This is a genomic window from Leyella stercorea, from assembly GCF_021531355.1.
Classification (GTDB): domain Bacteria; phylum Bacteroidota; class Bacteroidia; order Bacteroidales; family Bacteroidaceae; genus Prevotella.
The window spans coordinates 1-16,885 of sequence record NZ_JADYTS010000015.1 but is presented as its reverse complement, the minus strand read 5'-3'; the positions used below and the strand labels follow the sequence as shown (position 1 = coordinate 16,885).

Annotated in this window: 12 protein-coding genes and 2 pseudogenes; 3 read left to right on the top strand and 11 right to left on the bottom strand. The window is 50.6% G+C overall.

Annotated elements, in window-relative coordinates; all coding sequences use genetic code 11:
* Positions 1 to 32: 32 nt before the first annotated feature.
* The 8 genes from I6E38_RS05345 to dapB all read right to left on the bottom strand — a co-directional run bounded on the left by I6E38_RS05345 (position 33) and on the right by dapB (position 8,978).
* Entirely contained in the window at positions 33 to 1,589 is a 1,557-nt protein-coding gene (locus I6E38_RS05345) for a S41 family peptidase (RefSeq protein WP_235393034.1), read from the bottom strand.
* Between the two features lie 35 nt (positions 1,590 to 1,624).
* Positions 1,625 to 3,580 carry a DNA topoisomerase IV subunit B gene (locus I6E38_RS05340; protein WP_235393024.1) on the bottom strand — a complete coding sequence of 652 codons (1,956 nt, stop codon included), beginning with the start codon at positions 3,578 to 3,580 and terminating at the stop codon, positions 1,625 to 1,627.
* Positions 3,580 to 4,728, bottom strand: a complete 1,149-nt coding sequence (locus I6E38_RS05335; protein WP_235393023.1) for an N-acetyltransferase — start codon at positions 4,726 to 4,728, stop codon at positions 3,580 to 3,582. Before I6E38_RS05335 ends, I6E38_RS05340 begins: the two co-directional genes overlap by 1 nt.
* A gap of 249 nt (positions 4,729 to 4,977) precedes the next feature.
* Positions 4,978 to 5,379, bottom strand: coding sequence for an acyl-CoA thioesterase (locus I6E38_RS05330; RefSeq protein WP_235393022.1), 402 nt, complete (start codon positions 5,377 to 5,379; stop codon positions 4,978 to 4,980).
* Between the two features lie 104 nt (positions 5,380 to 5,483).
* Complete coding sequence (locus I6E38_RS05325; protein ID WP_235393021.1) at positions 5,484 to 6,086, bottom strand: WbqC family protein; 603 nt, start codon at positions 6,084 to 6,086, stop codon at positions 5,484 to 5,486.
* Between the two features lie 139 nt (positions 6,087 to 6,225).
* The gene (locus I6E38_RS05320) at positions 6,226 to 6,609 is read right to left on the bottom strand and encodes an endonuclease domain-containing protein (RefSeq protein WP_235393020.1); all 384 of its coding nucleotides are present in this window, start codon (positions 6,607 to 6,609) and stop codon (positions 6,226 to 6,228) included.
* A gap of 130 nt (positions 6,610 to 6,739) precedes the next feature.
* The gene (gene lepB, locus I6E38_RS05315; protein ID WP_235393019.1) at positions 6,740 to 8,194 is read right to left on the bottom strand and encodes a signal peptidase I; all 1,455 of its coding nucleotides are present in this window, start codon (positions 8,192 to 8,194) and stop codon (positions 6,740 to 6,742) included.
* A gap of 28 nt (positions 8,195 to 8,222) precedes the next feature.
* Positions 8,223 to 8,978 (bottom strand): 4-hydroxy-tetrahydrodipicolinate reductase, encoded by a 756-nt coding sequence (dapB, locus tag I6E38_RS05310; protein WP_235393018.1) that lies wholly within the window; start codon positions 8,976 to 8,978, stop codon positions 8,223 to 8,225.
* A 223-nt stretch (positions 8,979 to 9,201) separates the two neighbouring features.
* Here dapB and I6E38_RS15575 point away from each other — a divergent pair.
* A pseudogene (locus I6E38_RS15575) lies at positions 9,202 to 9,429 on the top strand (IS66 family transposase); the annotation flags it as partial.
* A 78-nt stretch (positions 9,430 to 9,507) separates the two neighbouring features.
* On the opposite strand, the gene I6E38_RS05305 reads toward I6E38_RS15575, so the two are convergent.
* Together I6E38_RS05305 and I6E38_RS05300 are read right to left on the bottom strand one after the other, a co-directional pair.
* Positions 9,508 to 10,275, bottom strand: a complete 768-nt coding sequence (locus I6E38_RS05305; RefSeq protein ID WP_235393017.1) for a leucine-rich repeat protein — start codon at positions 10,273 to 10,275, stop codon at positions 9,508 to 9,510.
* The gene (locus tag I6E38_RS05300; RefSeq protein WP_235393016.1) at positions 10,265 to 11,719 is read right to left on the bottom strand and encodes an ATP-binding protein; all 1,455 of its coding nucleotides are present in this window, start codon (positions 11,717 to 11,719) and stop codon (positions 10,265 to 10,267) included. The genes I6E38_RS05305 and I6E38_RS05300 overlap by 11 nt, the downstream gene beginning before the upstream one ends.
* 320 nt (positions 11,720 to 12,039) lie before the next feature.
* Here I6E38_RS05300 and I6E38_RS15570 point away from each other — a divergent pair.
* Positions 12,040 to 12,267, top strand: a pseudogene (locus tag I6E38_RS15570) (IS66 family transposase); the annotation flags it as partial.
* A 66-nt stretch (positions 12,268 to 12,333) separates the two neighbouring features.
* On the opposite strand, the gene I6E38_RS05295 reads toward I6E38_RS15570, so the two are convergent.
* The gene (locus I6E38_RS05295; RefSeq protein ID WP_235393015.1) at positions 12,334 to 15,489 is read right to left on the bottom strand and encodes a glycoside hydrolase family 2 TIM barrel-domain containing protein; all 3,156 of its coding nucleotides are present in this window, start codon (positions 15,487 to 15,489) and stop codon (positions 12,334 to 12,336) included.
* A 104-nt stretch (positions 15,490 to 15,593) separates the two neighbouring features.
* Here I6E38_RS05295 and I6E38_RS05290 point away from each other — a divergent pair, with 104 nt between their 5' ends.
* Entirely contained in the window at positions 15,594 to 16,853 is a 1,260-nt protein-coding gene (locus tag I6E38_RS05290) for a M16 family metallopeptidase (RefSeq protein ID WP_235393014.1), read from the top strand.
* The last annotated feature ends 32 nt before the right edge of the window (positions 16,854 to 16,885 follow it).

Below are 16,885 nucleotides of genomic sequence, written 5' to 3'. Positions count from 1 at the left end.
TACAAAAGGGGATATTTGAGCTATACGTTGTATTACTTAGTAGCTATCTCCACTGCCTTGGCAACGATGCGGTTCTGCTCGTTCATTATGCGATAATACTCGTTCATATCCCAGATGTCGCGGGCTATGAGAGCCTTCAGCTGCACACTGAGCATGGGCAGTGTCTTGTCGCATTCCTCCTTTGAGAAGGGTTTGAGCTTCAAGCGTTCGGCCTCGGCAAAGATGCTGTCGGTCATTGCCTGCGGCACCTTGTAGTTGCGTGCGAAATCGTCGAACGATGTATAGCGAGCCTTCAGCTCTGCGCGATGCTCGTCGACGTAGCGCAGAGTGGTGTTGATGACAAGCGAGCGTGCCACAATCTGACGATGCAGAGCTGTGAACTGCGTTGTATCAAGCGGTACGAAAACGTCGGGCATGATGCCTCCGCCTCCATACACCGTGCGATGACGGCGCAGTGTCTGACACTTCAGCGAGTCGGCAAAGTGTATCGAGTCGGCCGAGTAGAGCTCGCCATGCTTGTATCGTTTCTCGATGTCCATAGCATAGTCTTCCTGGTCGCCCTTGGCGTAGGGCTTCTGAATGCATCGACCCGACGGTGTGTAGTAGTGAGCCACGGTGAGGCGTATCATCGAGCCGTCGTCAAACTCGATAGGGCGCTGCACGAGTCCCTTGCCAAACGAGCGGCGACCTATGATGGTGCCGCGGTCCTGGTCTTGCATTGCACCCGACAATATCTCGGCAGCCGAAGCTGTATATTCGTTGACAAGCACGTAAACCTTGCCCTTTGTAAAGCGTCCGTTGCCCGGAGCACGATATTCCATGCGTCGCTGGGCGCGTCCTTCGGTGTAGACGATGAGGTCGTTCTTCTGAAGGAACTCCTCTATTATCTTCACCGATGCCTGCAGATAGCCTCCGCCGTTGTCCTGAAGGTCGATGATGAGGTCGCGCATGCCGTCGGTCTGCAACGAGTCGACAGCCTTCATAAACTCGCCGTAGGTGGTTGCACCAAACGAGCCGATACGTATGTATCCCAAGTGCGGGCGTATCATGTAGTAGGCATCAACCGAGTAAACGGGTATCTTGCCGCGTGTCACGGTGAAGTAGAGCAGCTCGTTGACGCCACGGCGCTTGATGCCGAGCTTTATCTTCGAGCCACGCGGACCGCGCAGACGTCGCATTATCTCCGAACGTTCCATCTTGACACCCGAAATGGTGGTGTCGGCAACGGTGATGATACGGTCGCCGGCGAGTATACCCACCTTCTCTGACGGGCCTTTCGACACGGGCTGTATGACGAGCAGTGTGTCCTCAACCATGTTGAACTGAATGCCTATGCCGTCGAACGATCCGTTGAGCGGCTCGTTGAGGGCCTTCGTCTCCTTGGCTGTAGAGTACGACGAGTGGGGGTCGAGTTCCTTCAGCATGCCGCGTATGGCATCCTCAACAAGCTTCGGCTGATTGACCGAGTCGACATACAGCTGCGATATTGCCATCTCAGCCAACTGAAGTTTGCGCAAGGGGTGCTGCCTTTGGGCGTTGGCGCTCGTTCCTGCCACAAGCGTAAGGAGCAGGACAAGCAAGGTTTTCATGATTTTCATTTGTTGTTTGTTTAGTCGCATCCGTTTTATTCGTCGGCAAGGGTGTCGTCCTCAGGCAGGTCTTCCTCCACCACCAGATTGTCGATTATGAAGTTCTGACGTTCCATAGTGTTCTTGCCCATATAGTATTCGAGGAGCTTCTGCACCTGGTCGGTCTTGTGCAGAGTGACCTGTTCGAGTCGCATCTCCGGACCGATGAAGTGGGCAAACTCCTCGGGCGAAATCTCGCCGAGACCCTTGAATCGGGTAATCTCGGGGTCGGGTCCGAGGTCGCGTATTGCCTGCTGGCGCTCCTCGTCGCTATAGCAGTAGCGTGTGATGAAGTCGCTCTTCTTCTCCTTGCCCGTGAGTCGGGCGTCGGCATCGGCTATGGCTTGCTTGTTCTTTATCTTCGTTCGGCGGTTGCGCACGCGGAACAGCGGTGTCTGCAATACGTAGACATGGCCCTTCTTGATGAGGTCGGGGAAGAACTGCAGGAAGAATGTGATGATGAGCAGGCGTATGTGCATACCGTCGACATCGGCATCGGTTGCAACGATTACCTTGTTGTAGCGCAGCGAGTCGAGTCCGTCCTCTATGTCGAGGGCTGCCTGTAGCAGATTGAACTCCTCATTCTCGTACACAACCTTCTTGGTCAGACCGTATGAGTTGAGGGGTTTGCCTCGCAGCGAGAATACAGCCTGGGTGTTGACATCGCGGCTCTTGGTGATCGATCCGCTGGCTGAGTCGCCCTCGGTGATGAATATGCTCGACTCTTCCTTGCGTTCGTTCTTGGCGTCGGAGTAGTGTATGCGGCAGTCGCGCAGCTTGCGGTTGTGCAGATTGGCCTTCTTGGCACGCTCGCGTGCGAGCTTTGTCACGCCAGCCATTGCCTTGCGCTCGCGCTCACTCTCGGTTATCTTCTGCTGCATCACCTCTGCTACGTCGGCATGTATGTGCAGATAGTTGTCCACTTCGAGCTTTACGAAGTCGCCTACATACTTGTTGATGCTTTCGCCTTCGGGTGCCATCTGCAGCGAGCCGAGCTTAATCTTGGTCTGACTCTCAAACATCGGCTCCTCAACATTGATGGCTATGGCTGCAACCAGACCGTTGCGAATGTCGGTGAACTCGTAGTTCTTGCCGAAAAAGTCCTTGATGGTGCGGGCTATGTGCTCCTTGAATGCGCTCTGATGAGTTCCGCCCTGAGTGGTATGCTGTCCGTTGACAAACGAGTGATACTCCTCGCCATACTGATTGGTATGAGTGAAGGCTATCTCTATGTCCTCACCCTTCATGTGAATGATGGGATAGAGAGGGTCGACGGTCATAGTGTCGGTGAGCAGGTCGGCCAGTCCGTTGCGCGAGAGGATGCGATGGCCGTTGTACATGATGGTAAGCCCCGTGTTGAGATAGGTGTAGTTGCGGAGCATTGTCTCCACGATGTCGTCGTGGAAGGAGTAGCCCGTGAACAATGTCGGGTCGGGCTCGAAGAAGATGAAGGTTCCGTTCTCGTCGGCAGTGTCCTCGGTATGGTCGCTCACAAGGTTGCCGCGCTCAAACTTCAGCGCTCTGACCACACCGTCGCGATACGACCTCACCTCGAAGTGGGCGCTCAAGGCGTTGACCGCCTTCACACCCACACCGTTCAGTCCGACGCTCTTCTTGAACGCCTTCGAGTCGTACTTGCCTCCGGTGTTGAGCACCGAAACAGCCTCGACGAGCTTACCCTGGGGTATGCCGCGGCCGTAGTCGCGCACCGAAACACGCAGACGGTCGTCGACATCGATTTCGATGCGACGACCGGCATTCATCTTGAACTCGTCGATAGAGTTGTCGACAACCTCCTTGAGCAGCACGTAGATGCCGTCCTCAGGCAGGTTGCCGTCGCCCAAACGTCCGATGTACATACCGGGACGCGTACGCACATGCTCCATGTCGGAGAGGTGGCGTATGTTGTCGTCGGTATATTGGACTGTTGGCTGTATGATTTCTTCTTCCATTACTTTATATCTTTCTTATAGCACTTGCGGCGTTTGTGGCAGATACACTCAAAGTCGTCCCACTGACCCTGCACGTTCTCGTTGCTCTCTAGCTCCACCTGCGACTCGCCCCACTCGAATCCGTACTTCTGATAGCGCGGAATGAGGTCGGAGAAGAGCAGCGCATTGGCTCCCTTTGAGCGATATTCGGGCAGCACGCCCACGAGCAGAAGGTCGACGATGTTGGTCTTGTGGCGCTTGATGGCGCGCAACACATGTATCCATCCGAAGGGGAACAGACGTCCACGCTTGCACTTGCGCAATGCATAGGCAAGTGAAGGGATAGTGATACCAACGCCCACGAGCTTGTTGTCGGCACCTGCATCCTCGATGAGTGTGATGAGGCTGAGGTCGGCAAGGGGGAAGTACATGTTGATGTACTGGTCGATCTGGCGGTCGGTGAGCTGCGAGAAGCCGTAAAGGTCGGCGTATGTGGTGTTGATGAGTTCGAATATCTTGCGTCCGTATCCGCCCTCAAAAATGTCCTTCTTGGTGACTTTCTTGATGCGAAGATTGTATCGACGCTGTATCATCTTAGCCAACTTGGCGTGGCGTTCGGGCATGGTGTCGGGCACAAGAATCTTGTACTCTACATATTTGTTGTCTACGACCCATCCATCCTGCGCCTCCATGTGCTCGGGATAGTAGGGATAGTTGTATATGGTAGCCATTGTTCCGAGCTGGTCGAAACCTTCGGTGAGCATGCCTTCGGGGTCCATATCGGTGAAGCCAAGCGGTCCTACCACCTCTGTCATGCCGTGTGCGCGGCCGTAGTCTTCAACGGCTTTCAATAAAGCTGCCGAAACCTCACGGTCGTCGACGAAGTCTATCCATCCGAAACGAACCGACTTGCGATTCCAACGTTCGTTGGCGCGGTTGTTGATGATGGCTGCCACACGTCCTACGAGGCGTCCATCCTTGTAAGCCATATAGTATTCGGCATCGCAGAACTCGAATGCTGCATTCTTGTCCTTGCGCAGGGTGTTCACCTCATCGGTGTAGAGGTTGGGCACATCGTAGTCGTTGCCCTCATAAAGGTCATAATGAAAATCAATGAAAGTTTGGAGGTCGCGGCGCGACTCAACCTTACGAATTTCTACTGCTGACATCTATTCTTTTCTGTTTTGTTATATAACTCTGAAAAAGCGCGCTCATATTGACCTTCGGGAGAGCGCGACATAAAAATTTAGTACACTTAGTGTTAAGAATGCAAAAGTACAGAAAAAAGGCTAAACGAAAGAATATCAGCGGAATATTTATAATTATTTACGTTTCGCATAGCTACGAAACGAGTTGACGAGTCGACGATTTGACAAGTAAAAGGGTGAACAAGGAGATATGATTTATATCTCCTTGTTTTATAGAAATCCGAAGGCTCGGTCGTAGTCTTCGCTGTTGCCCAGACGGCCGTTGATAAGGCACACCAGTTCGACTGTAGCGCGTAGACAGAGACGGTTGTCGGCCTTGCGGAAGATGTCCTGATTGAAGATGTAGCGCAGTCCTTCCTTGCGTATGCCGAGCTTGGAGACGAAGATGTCGTCGCTACGCAGCGGTGTCTTATACTGAAGATTCATTCGAGCCACTACGGGATCGATGCCCTTCTCGTGCAGACGGGCAAAGCTCACGCCGAGCGACTGCAGGTACAGATGGCGTGTATGTTCGGTGTAATGCAGATAGTTGGCATTGTTGACAATGCCCTGGATGTCGCACTCATAGTCGCGCACTTCCATTTCGGTTTCAAAAACGTATTTAGCCTCCATTTTTGTATTACTGTTTTATTGAGTTGAACAATTCAAAATTCTTAATTGTCCAACTCAAAATCGGCAAAGCCGACAATTCAAAATTCAAAACTCAAAATTCAAAACTACAGATAGAATATTCCTTCGGGTCCTTCGTTCATGAGCAGGTCGAGTGCCGACATGTTGGGTTGGAAGCCCTGGCGTAGCGTGTGTACCTGATAGTACTGGCGCGGCGTGAAGTCGGCATCGGGCAACGGACGCTTCGGACGGATAGCGTCGCGGAAGTCGTCGACACGCACTTCTGCCCCACCCTCTGCGTTGAGCTGACTACGCAGAGCCTCAGCGTCGATGTATTCGTCAGACAACTGCACGTTGGGCTGCACGTCGAGGAGCTCGCAAAGCTTATTGGTTATCGCCATATTGAAGTCGACGAGATACTCCCACTTGCGCTCGAAGAACGGACGTATGTCGTCTTCGTAATACACAAAGAACGGACTCTCGCCGTAAGCCGACACTATGGCGTTCCAGTGCTGGTGGCGCCACTCGCCGTGGTCGCTGATGCGAATGTCGCACATCGGACACTTCGCTCCCTCGTAACGCTCAATAGGCACGGTGAGCGCCTGCACTCCGTTGGCGGTAGCAATGAGACAGCGGTTGCGATAGGTCTGCTTGCAGAAGTTGTCGTGCTGCTCTACAATCACGCGCCCGTAACGATGGAGCTTCTGCATCCATTGAATGGGAGGGAAGTAGGAAGAAGACAAAAGAGCGAAAAGCCCCACCCCCGGCCCCTCCCCCGTAGGGAGGGGAGCGGTATGCTGTGCTGCTTGAGAGTGCTGTGATATTTGAGAATGCTGTGTTGTTTGAGAGTTATTCATTCAGAAATTCTTCAATTGTTTCTATAACGTTGTCAATCTCGTTCATGACTTCTTGGTTTGTGAACCTCATGACATAAAAACCTCGTTTATTAAGAAACTCGGTGCGTGCCTCATCCAGCAATTGCTGTTCGTCTGTGAAATGATATTCGCCATCCACTTCTATAACCAACTGTCTGGAAAGACACGCAAAGTCTGCTATATAATCCCCGATAACGTACTGTCGACGGAAGTGGTAATCTGGTATTTCAGCCTTCAGACAATCCCACAATAACGATTCCGCCAACGTCATCTCTCCCCTATTCTTCCTCGCATTAGCTTTCAGTATAGGGTAAATGTCGGGCGAAGCCATCATATAAGGACTATCCTTCTTGCTCATATAACATTATATTTAAAAGTAAAAACCTATAACAAAGCCCCCAAAACTCTCAATAAGAAAACCAAAGTTTCCTCACCAAGAAAAGCATACCGCTCCCCTCCATGCGGGGGAGAGGTTGGGGGTGGGGCTTTTACTTTATATTATCCACCAATCTGAACAATCTGCTCCATCGTATTCCCGAGAATCCGCCGTGATCGGGGTCGTGGCTCCACCAGATGAAAATCGGCTTGCCCACGATATGGTCTTCGGGCACGAAGCCCCAGTAGCGTGAGTCGAGCGAGTTGTGGCGGTTGTCGCCCATCATCCAGTAGTAGTCCATGCGGAAGGTGTACGATTTTGCCTCCTTGCCGTTGATGTATATCTTGCCGTTCTTTACCACAAGGTCGTTGCCTTCATATACGCGTATCGGACGCTCGTATATGGCTATGTTGTCCATTGTGAGCTTAATGGTAGCTCCCTTCTTCGGAATCCACACCGGTCCGTAGTTGTCGCGTGTCCATCCGGTGTTGCCGTTGAGCGGATAGATGTCCCACTGTGTGGGATCATTGACAAACGTGACGCTCTCCACAACGTCCTTGCGGGCCTTCAGAGCCTTTACAGAGGCGTTGGTAAGCGGCAGATAGCCGGCAGAGTTAAGGCTGGCGATGTCCTCCATCGAGATGCCGAGCTGGTCGATAAGTTCAAGGGGCATCTGCGCCTTCAGCTTCACGTAGTAAGAGTACTGCACGTTGTCGGGCTCCTTGTTGGCCTTGCCGTCGGTATAGATGATGTGGTTCTTAATCTGCAATGTCTGTCCGGGCAGACCCACGCAGCGCTTCACGTAGTTCTCGCGGCGGTCGACGGGTCGGCTCGTCACGGTGCCGTAGGTAGACGGATTGGCGTCGATGATGCGGCGGCCGTCGGCATAGAGCTGTGCGAAGAAGTCGCGCTGCTGCTGGCGTGGCATCTGCGAGAGGTTGGGCAGATAGCCTCCGTGCTGCTCGGCATAGGCACCCTCGCCCAGTCCGTAGGCAAGACGATAGAAGTCCTGTGCCTGATACTGGTCGGCTGTGCAGAGCGAGTCGCCTGCGGGATAGTTGAACACTACGATGTCGTTCTGCTGTACTGTGCCCAGTCCCTTGGCACGCTCATAGCTCCACTGCGGCCAGCTGATGTACGACTGGCATCCGAACACGGGCAGGGTGTGCTGTGTCAGAGGCATGGTGAGGGGAGTCTGCGGCTTGCGCGGACCGTAGCTCACCTTCGACACGAACAGATAGTCGCCCGTGAGGAGCGACTTCTCGAGCGACGACGAGGGAATCACGTAGTTCTGGAAGAAGAACAGATTGATGAAATATACGGCTACGAGGGCGAACACCAAGGCGTCGACCCACGACATGATGAAGCGCGTAGCGTCGTTGTCCGACTCGCGCCACCACTGCCAGCGTATCTTCTTTGTGATGTATACGTCGAATATGAATGGCAGGACGAGCAGTCCCCACCAGCTCTTCACCCAATATAGGAAGAGCAGATACAGTATCGTCACTACTGTGAACTTGGCCCACTGCACACGGGGGTTGAGGGCCTTCTTTTCTTTGTTGGTCATTGCTGTGTTTTGTTAGAGCATGAGAGGGTTAGAACTTGAACAGATCCTTTGTGGTGAGCAGGCCCTCGTGGTCTTTGGTATATTCGGCTGCGAGAACTGCTCCGAGCGCGAATCCCTTGCGCGAGTGGGCATCGTGGGTGATGGTGATGCAATCGGCGTCGCTGTCGTAGATTACGCTGTGTATGCCGGGCACTTCGTCGCGGCGGATGCTCTCGATAGCCAGCTCATTGGGGGCGCAATCGTTGGTGCCCTCTACGGTGCCGTCGGCGAGGTGCTGCTCACCCTTCACCCATGTGGTCTTGCGGTCGAGGTCGGCTACGATTTCCTCAGCCAGAGTGATGGCTGTGCCGCTCGGTGCGTCGAGCTTGTGGATATGGTGGGTCTCCTCCATACGCACGTCATACTGGGCGAACTGGTTCATTATCTTGGCGAGATAGCGGTTGACGGCTGAGAATATGGCTACGCCGATAGAGAAGTTGCTTGCCCAGAACAGCGTCTTGCCCTCCTCGGTGCACATACGGCGCACGTCTGCCTCGTGGTCGTTCATCCATCCGGTAGAACCGCTCACCACCTTGACGCCAGCCTTCCACGCACGCAGATAGTTGCCATAGGCAGCTGAGGGCGAAGTAAACTCTATAGCCACGTCGGCTGATGCAAACTCGGGTGAGTCGAAGTCCTGCTGGTTGTCTAAATCGATGATGCTTACGATGTTATGTCCACGCTCCTTGCATATCTGCTCAATCATACGGCCCATCTTGCCGTATCCTATTAGTGCTATGTTCATTGTTGATGATGTTAAATTGTTACTATATCGTTGTTATATCCTGTTTGATGCCTATAAGGCAATAATTGTTGCAAAGTTAAACAAAAAGGTTGGTTAACATCAATATGTGGCGAAATTTTAGGTTTTTATAAATGTTGAAGGGATGAAAGGAAGGTAAGCGTATCCGCGATGCAGCCTTGTCCATATTTTTTTATCTCTTTACCTTTGCTGCGTGAATAAAAAATCTAATTCCCGAAGAAACTCACTTTTCTTCGGGTCGCATACTGGTGCCAAACGGGCAGCCATGTTCTATTCGCTTGCATGCTCATGCAGACTGCAAGGTATTAACTTCTTTGAATATATATCTGATGTCATCAACAAAGCTGCAGCACTGCCACCAAGAACACCGCTAAGTAAGTACCGGGAATTGCTGCCGGATAAATGGAAACAAAAAAATATCGCTCAAGAATAAAAACTTGAGCGATATTTTTTTTGATGTGTATATACTAGCATCGCGGATACGTTGTCTCACAAGGATGCTTGCCACCCATTATCGAACAGCAACTTTCTTCACGCTACCATCGCTATACTTCACGATATTCAATCCCTTGGTTGGAGCAGACAATCGCTGACCATTTACTGAATAGCGAACTACCTCCTCAACATCGGTAGAGGTTGTAGTCTTGTCGATGCCTGTTGCTTCGAATTCAACTATGTTCTCAAAGTAGTCGCCAAAGTCAGAGGCACAGTAATCATAACGAGTTCCCATTGGTACATAAAGTGTGCATTTCTTGGCATCAACTCCTTTGAATGCATTACTATCTATTTTTGGTACTTTCTCTGCATATACATAAATAGAAGTTAATCCGCTACAGCCTTGGAATGCTTCATCGCCTATTGAGGTAATATCAGCAGGAAGGGTTAAACTCGTTAATCCGCTACAGCCAAGGAATGCGCGAGAGCCTATTACATCATTAGAAGTATAATCATAACCATTATTTAAATAGCAATCCCCACCTTTTACAATCTTTGCCTCAGACAAATCTAATACAGAAAGCTTTCCGTCAGTAGAATTACCATTAGAATTACTTCCAGCCATCTCACGAATCATCCTCAAATCCGTACCATTTATCTCACCAATAATCTTCAAATTGGTAATCTTATTCTTTTTACTACTTGCAATTCTATCAGGCAAAGTACCAGCCTTTTCCAACGTAATGGTGATTTGCCTTGTAATCAAGTCGTTATCTGCAGCATAAAGCGACAAACAACCAAGCAACATAAACATCAAGGTAAAAAAAATAGCATTATAATCCAAAGCTCTTTTTGGCTTGCCTCAACGTGTTTTCTCCTACCGTATATGCATAGCAGGCAGAAGGGATGAAATGAAGAGTTCCAAAGTTCATATTCTTTGTTCCTCCCTTACTGATGGAAGTTACCAAAGCCTGGGGCAGATGATTCTTCTCCATAAAAAACTGTAAGGACGAAAGATCAGAAGGTTTGTCGAAGAACCTATCCGACCATTTGATTTCTACCGCCCAATAAGGCTTTTGTAAAGCATCGTTGATGCCTACCAAGTCTACCTCGCCCTGCGAACGCCCCATCTTCCAGTTGGCATAAGCAATGTGCCCCTTTCTTGGAATCCATTGCGAATAGATAGCAGTTTCAATCATATCTCCGATATTGCCATCTATCATCTTGATAGGCTCAAATAGTGCACACCTAAGCGAAGGATTCGTTAGATAAATCTTAAAAGTAGTTTGACGTTGGAATCGCTTTGCCGTATCGTCAGTTCTTGTCACAATCTTTATCAGAAAAGCAGCCTCAAGATATTGGATGTACTTGCGAATGGTTTCCTTCTTTACTCCCGATTCTTTCGACATACTCTCATACGAGAACTCCATGCCACTATGATAAGCAATCATAGTAAACAACGAGTTAAGCTCTTGTACATCAGAAATGCCATAAAGGCTCGGCAAATCTCTCAACAATACCTTATCTACAATATCGTGGCGAACAAACTGCCCAGGGTCTTCCTGTATTCGGGAAGAAAAAGCCACCTCTGGATAACCGCCATAATTGATATAGTCGAGGAAGAGACAGTTCAGCTTATCAATATCTATCGTGCTATAGATATCGCTCTCTATTCCTTGCCATTCCACCTTAGATTGGCGCATCAGATGCTCATATTTCTTAAGATGGACATACTCGAAGAAAAGCAACGGCGGCAGATTGAAATCGGTAAACCTGCCCGCCCCACTTTCGTTGCTACTCTTTTTTAATGCTGCAGCAGCAGAACCGGAAACCACAAACTTCACGTTGTGATAAGTATCTACCAGAGATTTTAGATTGATTTCCCAGTCTTTGAGATACTGTATCTCGTCGAAGAAAACATAAAACTCTTCTTGGCTGTCTTCCTTACTCAATATCTGTTTTGCCAAAGAAAACAACTGCTCCAAGAGGATATTGTTATAGATAGGAGTTTCTAGCGAAACATAGATTATATTCTGAGGCGACACGCCATCGTCTATCAACTGTTGGATGGAATGATAGAGCATTACCGTCTTACCCACTCGGCGAGGTCCCATCAAGATGAGGGCACGCTGAATGCTGACATCCTTTACCAGGGGATAGAAGATGTCGAGATAAAGACGAGGACTCATGTCCTGATAGTAAGAAGGTATCCTACCTTCCGTCCACCAAGGATTGTCTATCTTCAACCTACCTAATATCTGTTTCTCTAAAAGTGCCGTATATTCCATAATTCTAACTATTTTAGATCGCAAATATACAGATAATTCTCTTAATATGTATGTTTTGGTAAAAATAAGCTTGGTTTTTAGGTTTAATTTGCAGTTTAAGGGTAAAATGAAGATAAAAACGTGCATATTAAGAAAGATGAAGCTATAATTTGCCTATTATGTAGATTAATATGTACTTGTAACTTATTGAGTATCAGCAATAAAAATAAGGTTTGCAAATTAAGCATGTTTTAATAGGCTTAATTTGCATGTAAGCGTATCCGCGATGCAGTCTTGTCCATATTTTTTTATCTCTTTACCTTTGCTGCGTGAATAAAAAATCTAATTCCCGAAGAAACTCACTCTTCTTCGGGTCGCATGCTGGTGCCAAACGGGCAGCCATGTTCTATTCGCTGGCATGCTCATGCAGACTGCAAGGTATTAACTTCTTTGAATATATATCCGATGTCATCAACAAAGCAGCAGTGCTGCCACCAAGAACACCATTAAGTAAGTACCGGGAATTGCTACCGGACAAATGGAAACAAAAAAATATCGCTCAAGAATAAAAGCTTGAGCGATATTTTTTTTAACGTGTATATACTAGCATCGCGGATACGCTTACCTATAAACTTCTACTTAACCAATGTCTTCGGCACGATGCGGAAGCGCAATGTATAGTCCTTGTATGCCATACGGTAGGCAGGCAGAGCCTCTGCACCCCAGCTGTCAATACCGCCTACGCCCTCCTGAGTGAGGTCGATGTTGAGGTTGGTATACTTCGACTTGGGTACTGACTGTGAATGGCTCTGGCGCTTAGCTTCACCATCGTCGAGGTCGGCCTGATTGTAGTGCAATGCCGATGCGGCGAAGAGGCCGTCTGACTCAACGCGGAATCCTGCGCCGTTGTTGTCGGTCTGCTGCCACCAGCGGATGTCGGTCATGTTGCCGTTTTCCTGCGGACGAACATAAGCGAAGAACATCTTGTCGGCTGTCGACTTATACAAGCCTACGTTCTGCGAAATCTTGCGGTCGACATAGCTCTCTACCGGTCCGCGACCGTTCCATGTGCTCTGGTCCATCTGATATGGCAGATTCATTGTCATACCGAATCGCAACATACGCTTAACCTTGGCACCCGGTGTGGTCTTCAGCGCCTGTGTCACGGTGAGTGTACCGTTGTCCTCTACCTCATATTTCAGAGTGAGCTGCGACTTGACTGCCGGCATGTCGTATACGGCTGTCACGGTCTTGGCCTTCTTGTCGGCGGTGAGCGATGCGAGCTTCATCTTGGGCGAACGCCATGCTGCGAGCTTCTTGCCGAGGTTTGCTCCCATGTCATTATCGGTCGGAGCGCGCCAGAAGTTGGGCTTCAGTGTGCCGCCTTCACCAAGGAGCGACTTGCCGCCAACCTCGTATTTAGAGATGAAACCGGTCTTGCGGTCAAACTGCAGAGTGAAGTTCTCGGCGTGGAGCGTTATCTGCGGCTCCTTCTTCTTGTCGACAAGCTTCACAGCCTTAAGCGAAGCGGGGTTGACAGAGAGGTCGTTGCCCGTGAATTCGCGTATCGGCATCTGGCGCTGGGCTACTATGTGGCCCGCCTTGAGCAGTCCCTCGTCCTTCTTCAGACGGAACTCGATGTTGAGCATCACGTCCTTCTGGTTCTTATAGTCGTTGAGTTTGTAGGGCAGCACCAGCTCCATCTTCTTGTGAGGAGGGAGCATCGAGATGTCGGCTATTGTTCCGTTCTGATACTCTATGCCATCGGCTACTATCGCCCACGACAACGATACGTTCTCGGGCTTGGCGAAGAAGTTCTCGTTGTATACCGAGATTGTGCCTGCATTCAGGTCGACCGGCTCAGCCCAATAGTTCTGATAGTAGTACTTCATGTCCCATATCTCAGGGTTAGGAATACGGTCGGGATTGATGAGTCCGTTGCAGTTGAAGTTGTTGTCCGACGGGTCGTACGAGTTATAGTCGCCACCGTACTTATAAATCATATTGCCCTTATCGTCCTTACCGCGCAATCCCTGGTCGACAAAGTCCCAGATGAATCCGCCCTGGAAATGAGGATTCTTGCGTGCAAGATCCCAATACTCCTTCATCACACCGCCCGAATTGCCCATGGCATGAGCATACTCGCAGAGGATGTAAGGCTTCTTGGGGTTGTGGGTCACGTAGTTCTCCACGTATTCGGGCGTCATATACATCTCGGCAAAGATGTCGGTGTTGTCGCCATTGAGTGCGCGCTCAAAGTGGACGGGACGTGTCGGGTCGTATTCGTGAATCCACTTCTTCACGTCGGCGAAGTTCTTGGAGTCGGCAGTCTCGTTGCCCATCGACCAATATATAACCGACGGGTGGTTGTACTGATTGATAACGTTGTGCTCGTTACGCTCCATTATAGGCAGAGCAAACTGCGGTTCGGTCGACTTGGCGTTCTTTTCGTAGTAGAATCCGTGGCTTTCCTGGTTGGCTTCGGCACAAACGTAGATGCCATATTCGTCGCACAGATCATACCAGTAAGGGTCTGACGGATAGTGGCAGGTACGAACGGCGTTGATATTGAACTCTTTCATAAGGCGGATGTCCTCAATCATGCGCTCACGCGAAACCACGTAGCCGCCATCGGGGTCCATCTCGTGGCGGTTTGCGCCCTTGATGAGCACCGGTTGACCATTGACGAGGAGCTGCGAGTTCTTGATTTCCACCTTGCGGAATCCCGTGCGCACAGCAACGGCTTCCACTTCCTTGTCGTTCTGCTGTATGGTGACAGCTACCTTATAGAGATTAGGAGTCTCGGCGGTCCACTTCAGCGGGTTCTCTACGTCGAACTTGACTGTCGCGTTGATTTCGGGCACGCTCTTGCCCGACTTTACCTTCACCTTCGAGGTGTTGAGCACCTTGCGGCTTACTACGTCGCCATCAGGCGCAATGAGGTCGATGACAAACTTGGCGTTGCCCTTTGCCTTAACGTTCACAGCCAATGTGCCGTTGCGATATTGTGCGTCGAGGTCGGGAGTGACGCGTATGTTGTCAATATGTGCCTGCTGCGAGCGTGAGTAGAGGTAGCAATCGCGCGCTACACCCGACAGACGCCAGAAGTCCTGGTCCTCATTATACGAGCCGTCGCACCAACGGAAGGTTTGGAAAGCAATGAGGTTGTCGCCCTTCTTGAGGTAAGGAGTGATGTCAAACTCCATTGCCGACTTCGAATCTTCGCCGTATCCTACGAAGTGACCGTTCACCCACAGATACATATTTGACGTTACCGAACCGAAATGGGCAATCACCTGACGGCCGTCCCACGACTCAGGTATATTGATAGTGCGGCGATATGAACCTACGTGGTTGTCTTTTGTGGGCACCTGAGGGGGATTGTCCTTGAAGTGTCCGCGCCATGCGAATCCGATGTTAACGTACTCTGGGTCGCCATAACCGTTGACTTCCCATATTCCGGGCACCTTCATCGTCTTCCACGACGAGTCGTTGTAGCCTTCCTTGAAGAAATCGGTAGGACGCTTGTCGGCATTAGCCACCCAGTTGAAGCGCCAGTCGCCCTCGATAGAGAGATAATTGGCAGAACTGTTGCGGTCGCCCTTCAGAGCCGCATTGCGGTTCTCGTAAGCGAAGAAAGAAGCATGTGTAGGGAATCGGTTAACATTGTTTACCGACATGTCGTGCCACTCCTTGAACGTAGGCTGAACGACCTTGTCCGTCGTTTCGGCTGCGTATATCATGCAAGGAGCCATTCCCGCCACAGCCAGTGTCAATAACAGATGTTTCATATTAAGTTTGTTGTTAAAATGTTTCCTTTGTTCGGGTTTCGCGTTCAAAGTTACATAAAATAAGCGACAAAAAGTGTAACTTTGCATATATTAAACATTTGGATATGAACTACAATACACATACACTCTGCAACGGCCTGCGCATAATACAATTGCCCAGCGCTTCGCCCGTTGTTTACTGCGGTTATGCCGTTGCAGCGGGCACACGCGACGAGCAACCTGGCCGCGAGGGAATGGCACACTTCTGCGAACACATCACGTTTAAGGGTACTGAGCGGCGCAGTTCGATGAAGATTCTGGGCTATCTGGAAAGCGTGGGCGGCGACCTCAACGCCTTCACCAACAAGGAGGAGACGGTCTATCATGCAGCCGTACTGCGCGACAATATCGACCGTGCTGTCGATCTGCTCACAGACATCGTGTTTCACAGCACCTATCCGCAAGCGGAGATTGACAAGGAGGTTGAGGTGATAGTCGACGAGATTGAAAGTTACAACGATTCGCCTGCCGAACTGATATACGACCTGTTCGAAAACGCTATATACAAGGGCCATCCGCTGGGTCACAACATTCTCGGCTCAGCCGACGTTCTGCGCACTTACACTACTGAAGATGCCCTGCAGTTCACACGACGGTTGTACCGTCCTGACAACGCCGTATTCTTTGCCTACGGCGACATCAAATTCGACAAACTGGTACGACTGCTTGAGAAGGCGCACGACATGGGTTGCGCCGACGGCAATGCTGCTGCTGACGGCAATACAGCTCCGCTCTCATTGCGCGACACTACGCCTTCGGCAATGCCTGCGTACACTCCGCAGAGCATCAGCCAACACATGGACACTCATCTGGCGCACGTGATGCTGGGCACACGTGCCTACGACGTGCACGACCCACGCCGCATTGCGCTCTATCTGCTCAACAACATTCTGGGCGGTCCGGGCATGAACGCCCGCCTCAACATCTCGCTCAGAGAGCGCAACGCTCTTGTATATACTGTAGAGAGTATGATGCAGAGCTACTCGGACACGGGTCTGTGGGCGGTATATTTCGGTTGCGACCCGCGCAACACCAACAAGTGTCTGCGTTTGATACGCCGCGAACTCGACCGCGTGATGCAGCATCCGCTGAGCGAGTCGGCTCTCAACGCCGCCAAGAAGCAGATACGCGGACAGATAGGCATAGCCTGCGACGCCCGCGAATCGTTCGCCCTCGACTTCGCCAAAACCTATCTGCACTACGGATGGAAGAAGGATGTCACAGCTCTATGCCAACGCATCGATGCTATCACAGCTGCCGACCTGCAACAAGTGGCGAAGGAAACGTTTGCCGAAGAGAGAATGACGAAGTTAGTGATAAAGTAATAAAAGCCCTACCAACAACCCCTGCAAAGCCC

What these genes read in the sequence shown, in the direction of transcription:
- I6E38_RS05325 (WP_235393021.1), bottom strand. Translation starts at nt 6,086, where the DNA reads ATGCAGAAGCTCCATCGTTACGGGCGCGTGATTGTAGAGCAGCACGAC.
- I6E38_RS05290 (WP_235393014.1), top strand. Translation starts at nt 15,594, where the DNA reads ATGAACTACAATACACATACACTCTGCAACGGCCTGCGCATAATACAA.
- I6E38_RS05300 (WP_235393016.1), bottom strand. Translation starts at nt 11,719, where the DNA reads ATGGAATATACGGCACTTTTAGAGAAACAGATATTAGGTAGGTTGAAG.
- I6E38_RS05345 (WP_235393034.1), bottom strand. Translation starts at nt 1,589, where the DNA reads ATGAAAACCTTGCTTGTCCTGCTCCTTACGCTTGTGGCAGGAACGAGC.
- I6E38_RS05320 (WP_235393020.1), bottom strand. Translation starts at nt 6,609, where the DNA reads ATGAGCAAGAAGGATAGTCCTTATATGATGGCTTCGCCCGACATTTAC.
- lepB (WP_235393019.1), bottom strand. Translation starts at nt 8,194, where the DNA reads ATGACCAACAAAGAAAAGAAGGCCCTCAACCCCCGTGTGCAGTGGGCC.
- I6E38_RS05330 (WP_235393022.1), bottom strand. Translation starts at nt 5,379, where the DNA reads ATGGAGGCTAAATACGTTTTTGAAACCGAAATGGAAGTGCGCGACTAT.
- I6E38_RS05295 (WP_235393015.1), bottom strand. Translation starts at nt 15,489, where the DNA reads ATGAAACATCTGTTATTGACACTGGCTGTGGCGGGAATGGCTCCTTGC.
- I6E38_RS05335 (WP_235393023.1), bottom strand. Translation starts at nt 4,728, where the DNA reads ATGTCAGCAGTAGAAATTCGTAAGGTTGAGTCGCGCCGCGACCTCCAA.
- dapB (WP_235393018.1), bottom strand. Translation starts at nt 8,978, where the DNA reads ATGAACATAGCACTAATAGGATACGGCAAGATGGGCCGTATGATTGAG.
- I6E38_RS05340 (WP_235393024.1), bottom strand. Translation starts at nt 3,580, where the DNA reads ATGGAAGAAGAAATCATACAGCCAACAGTCCAATATACCGACGACAAC.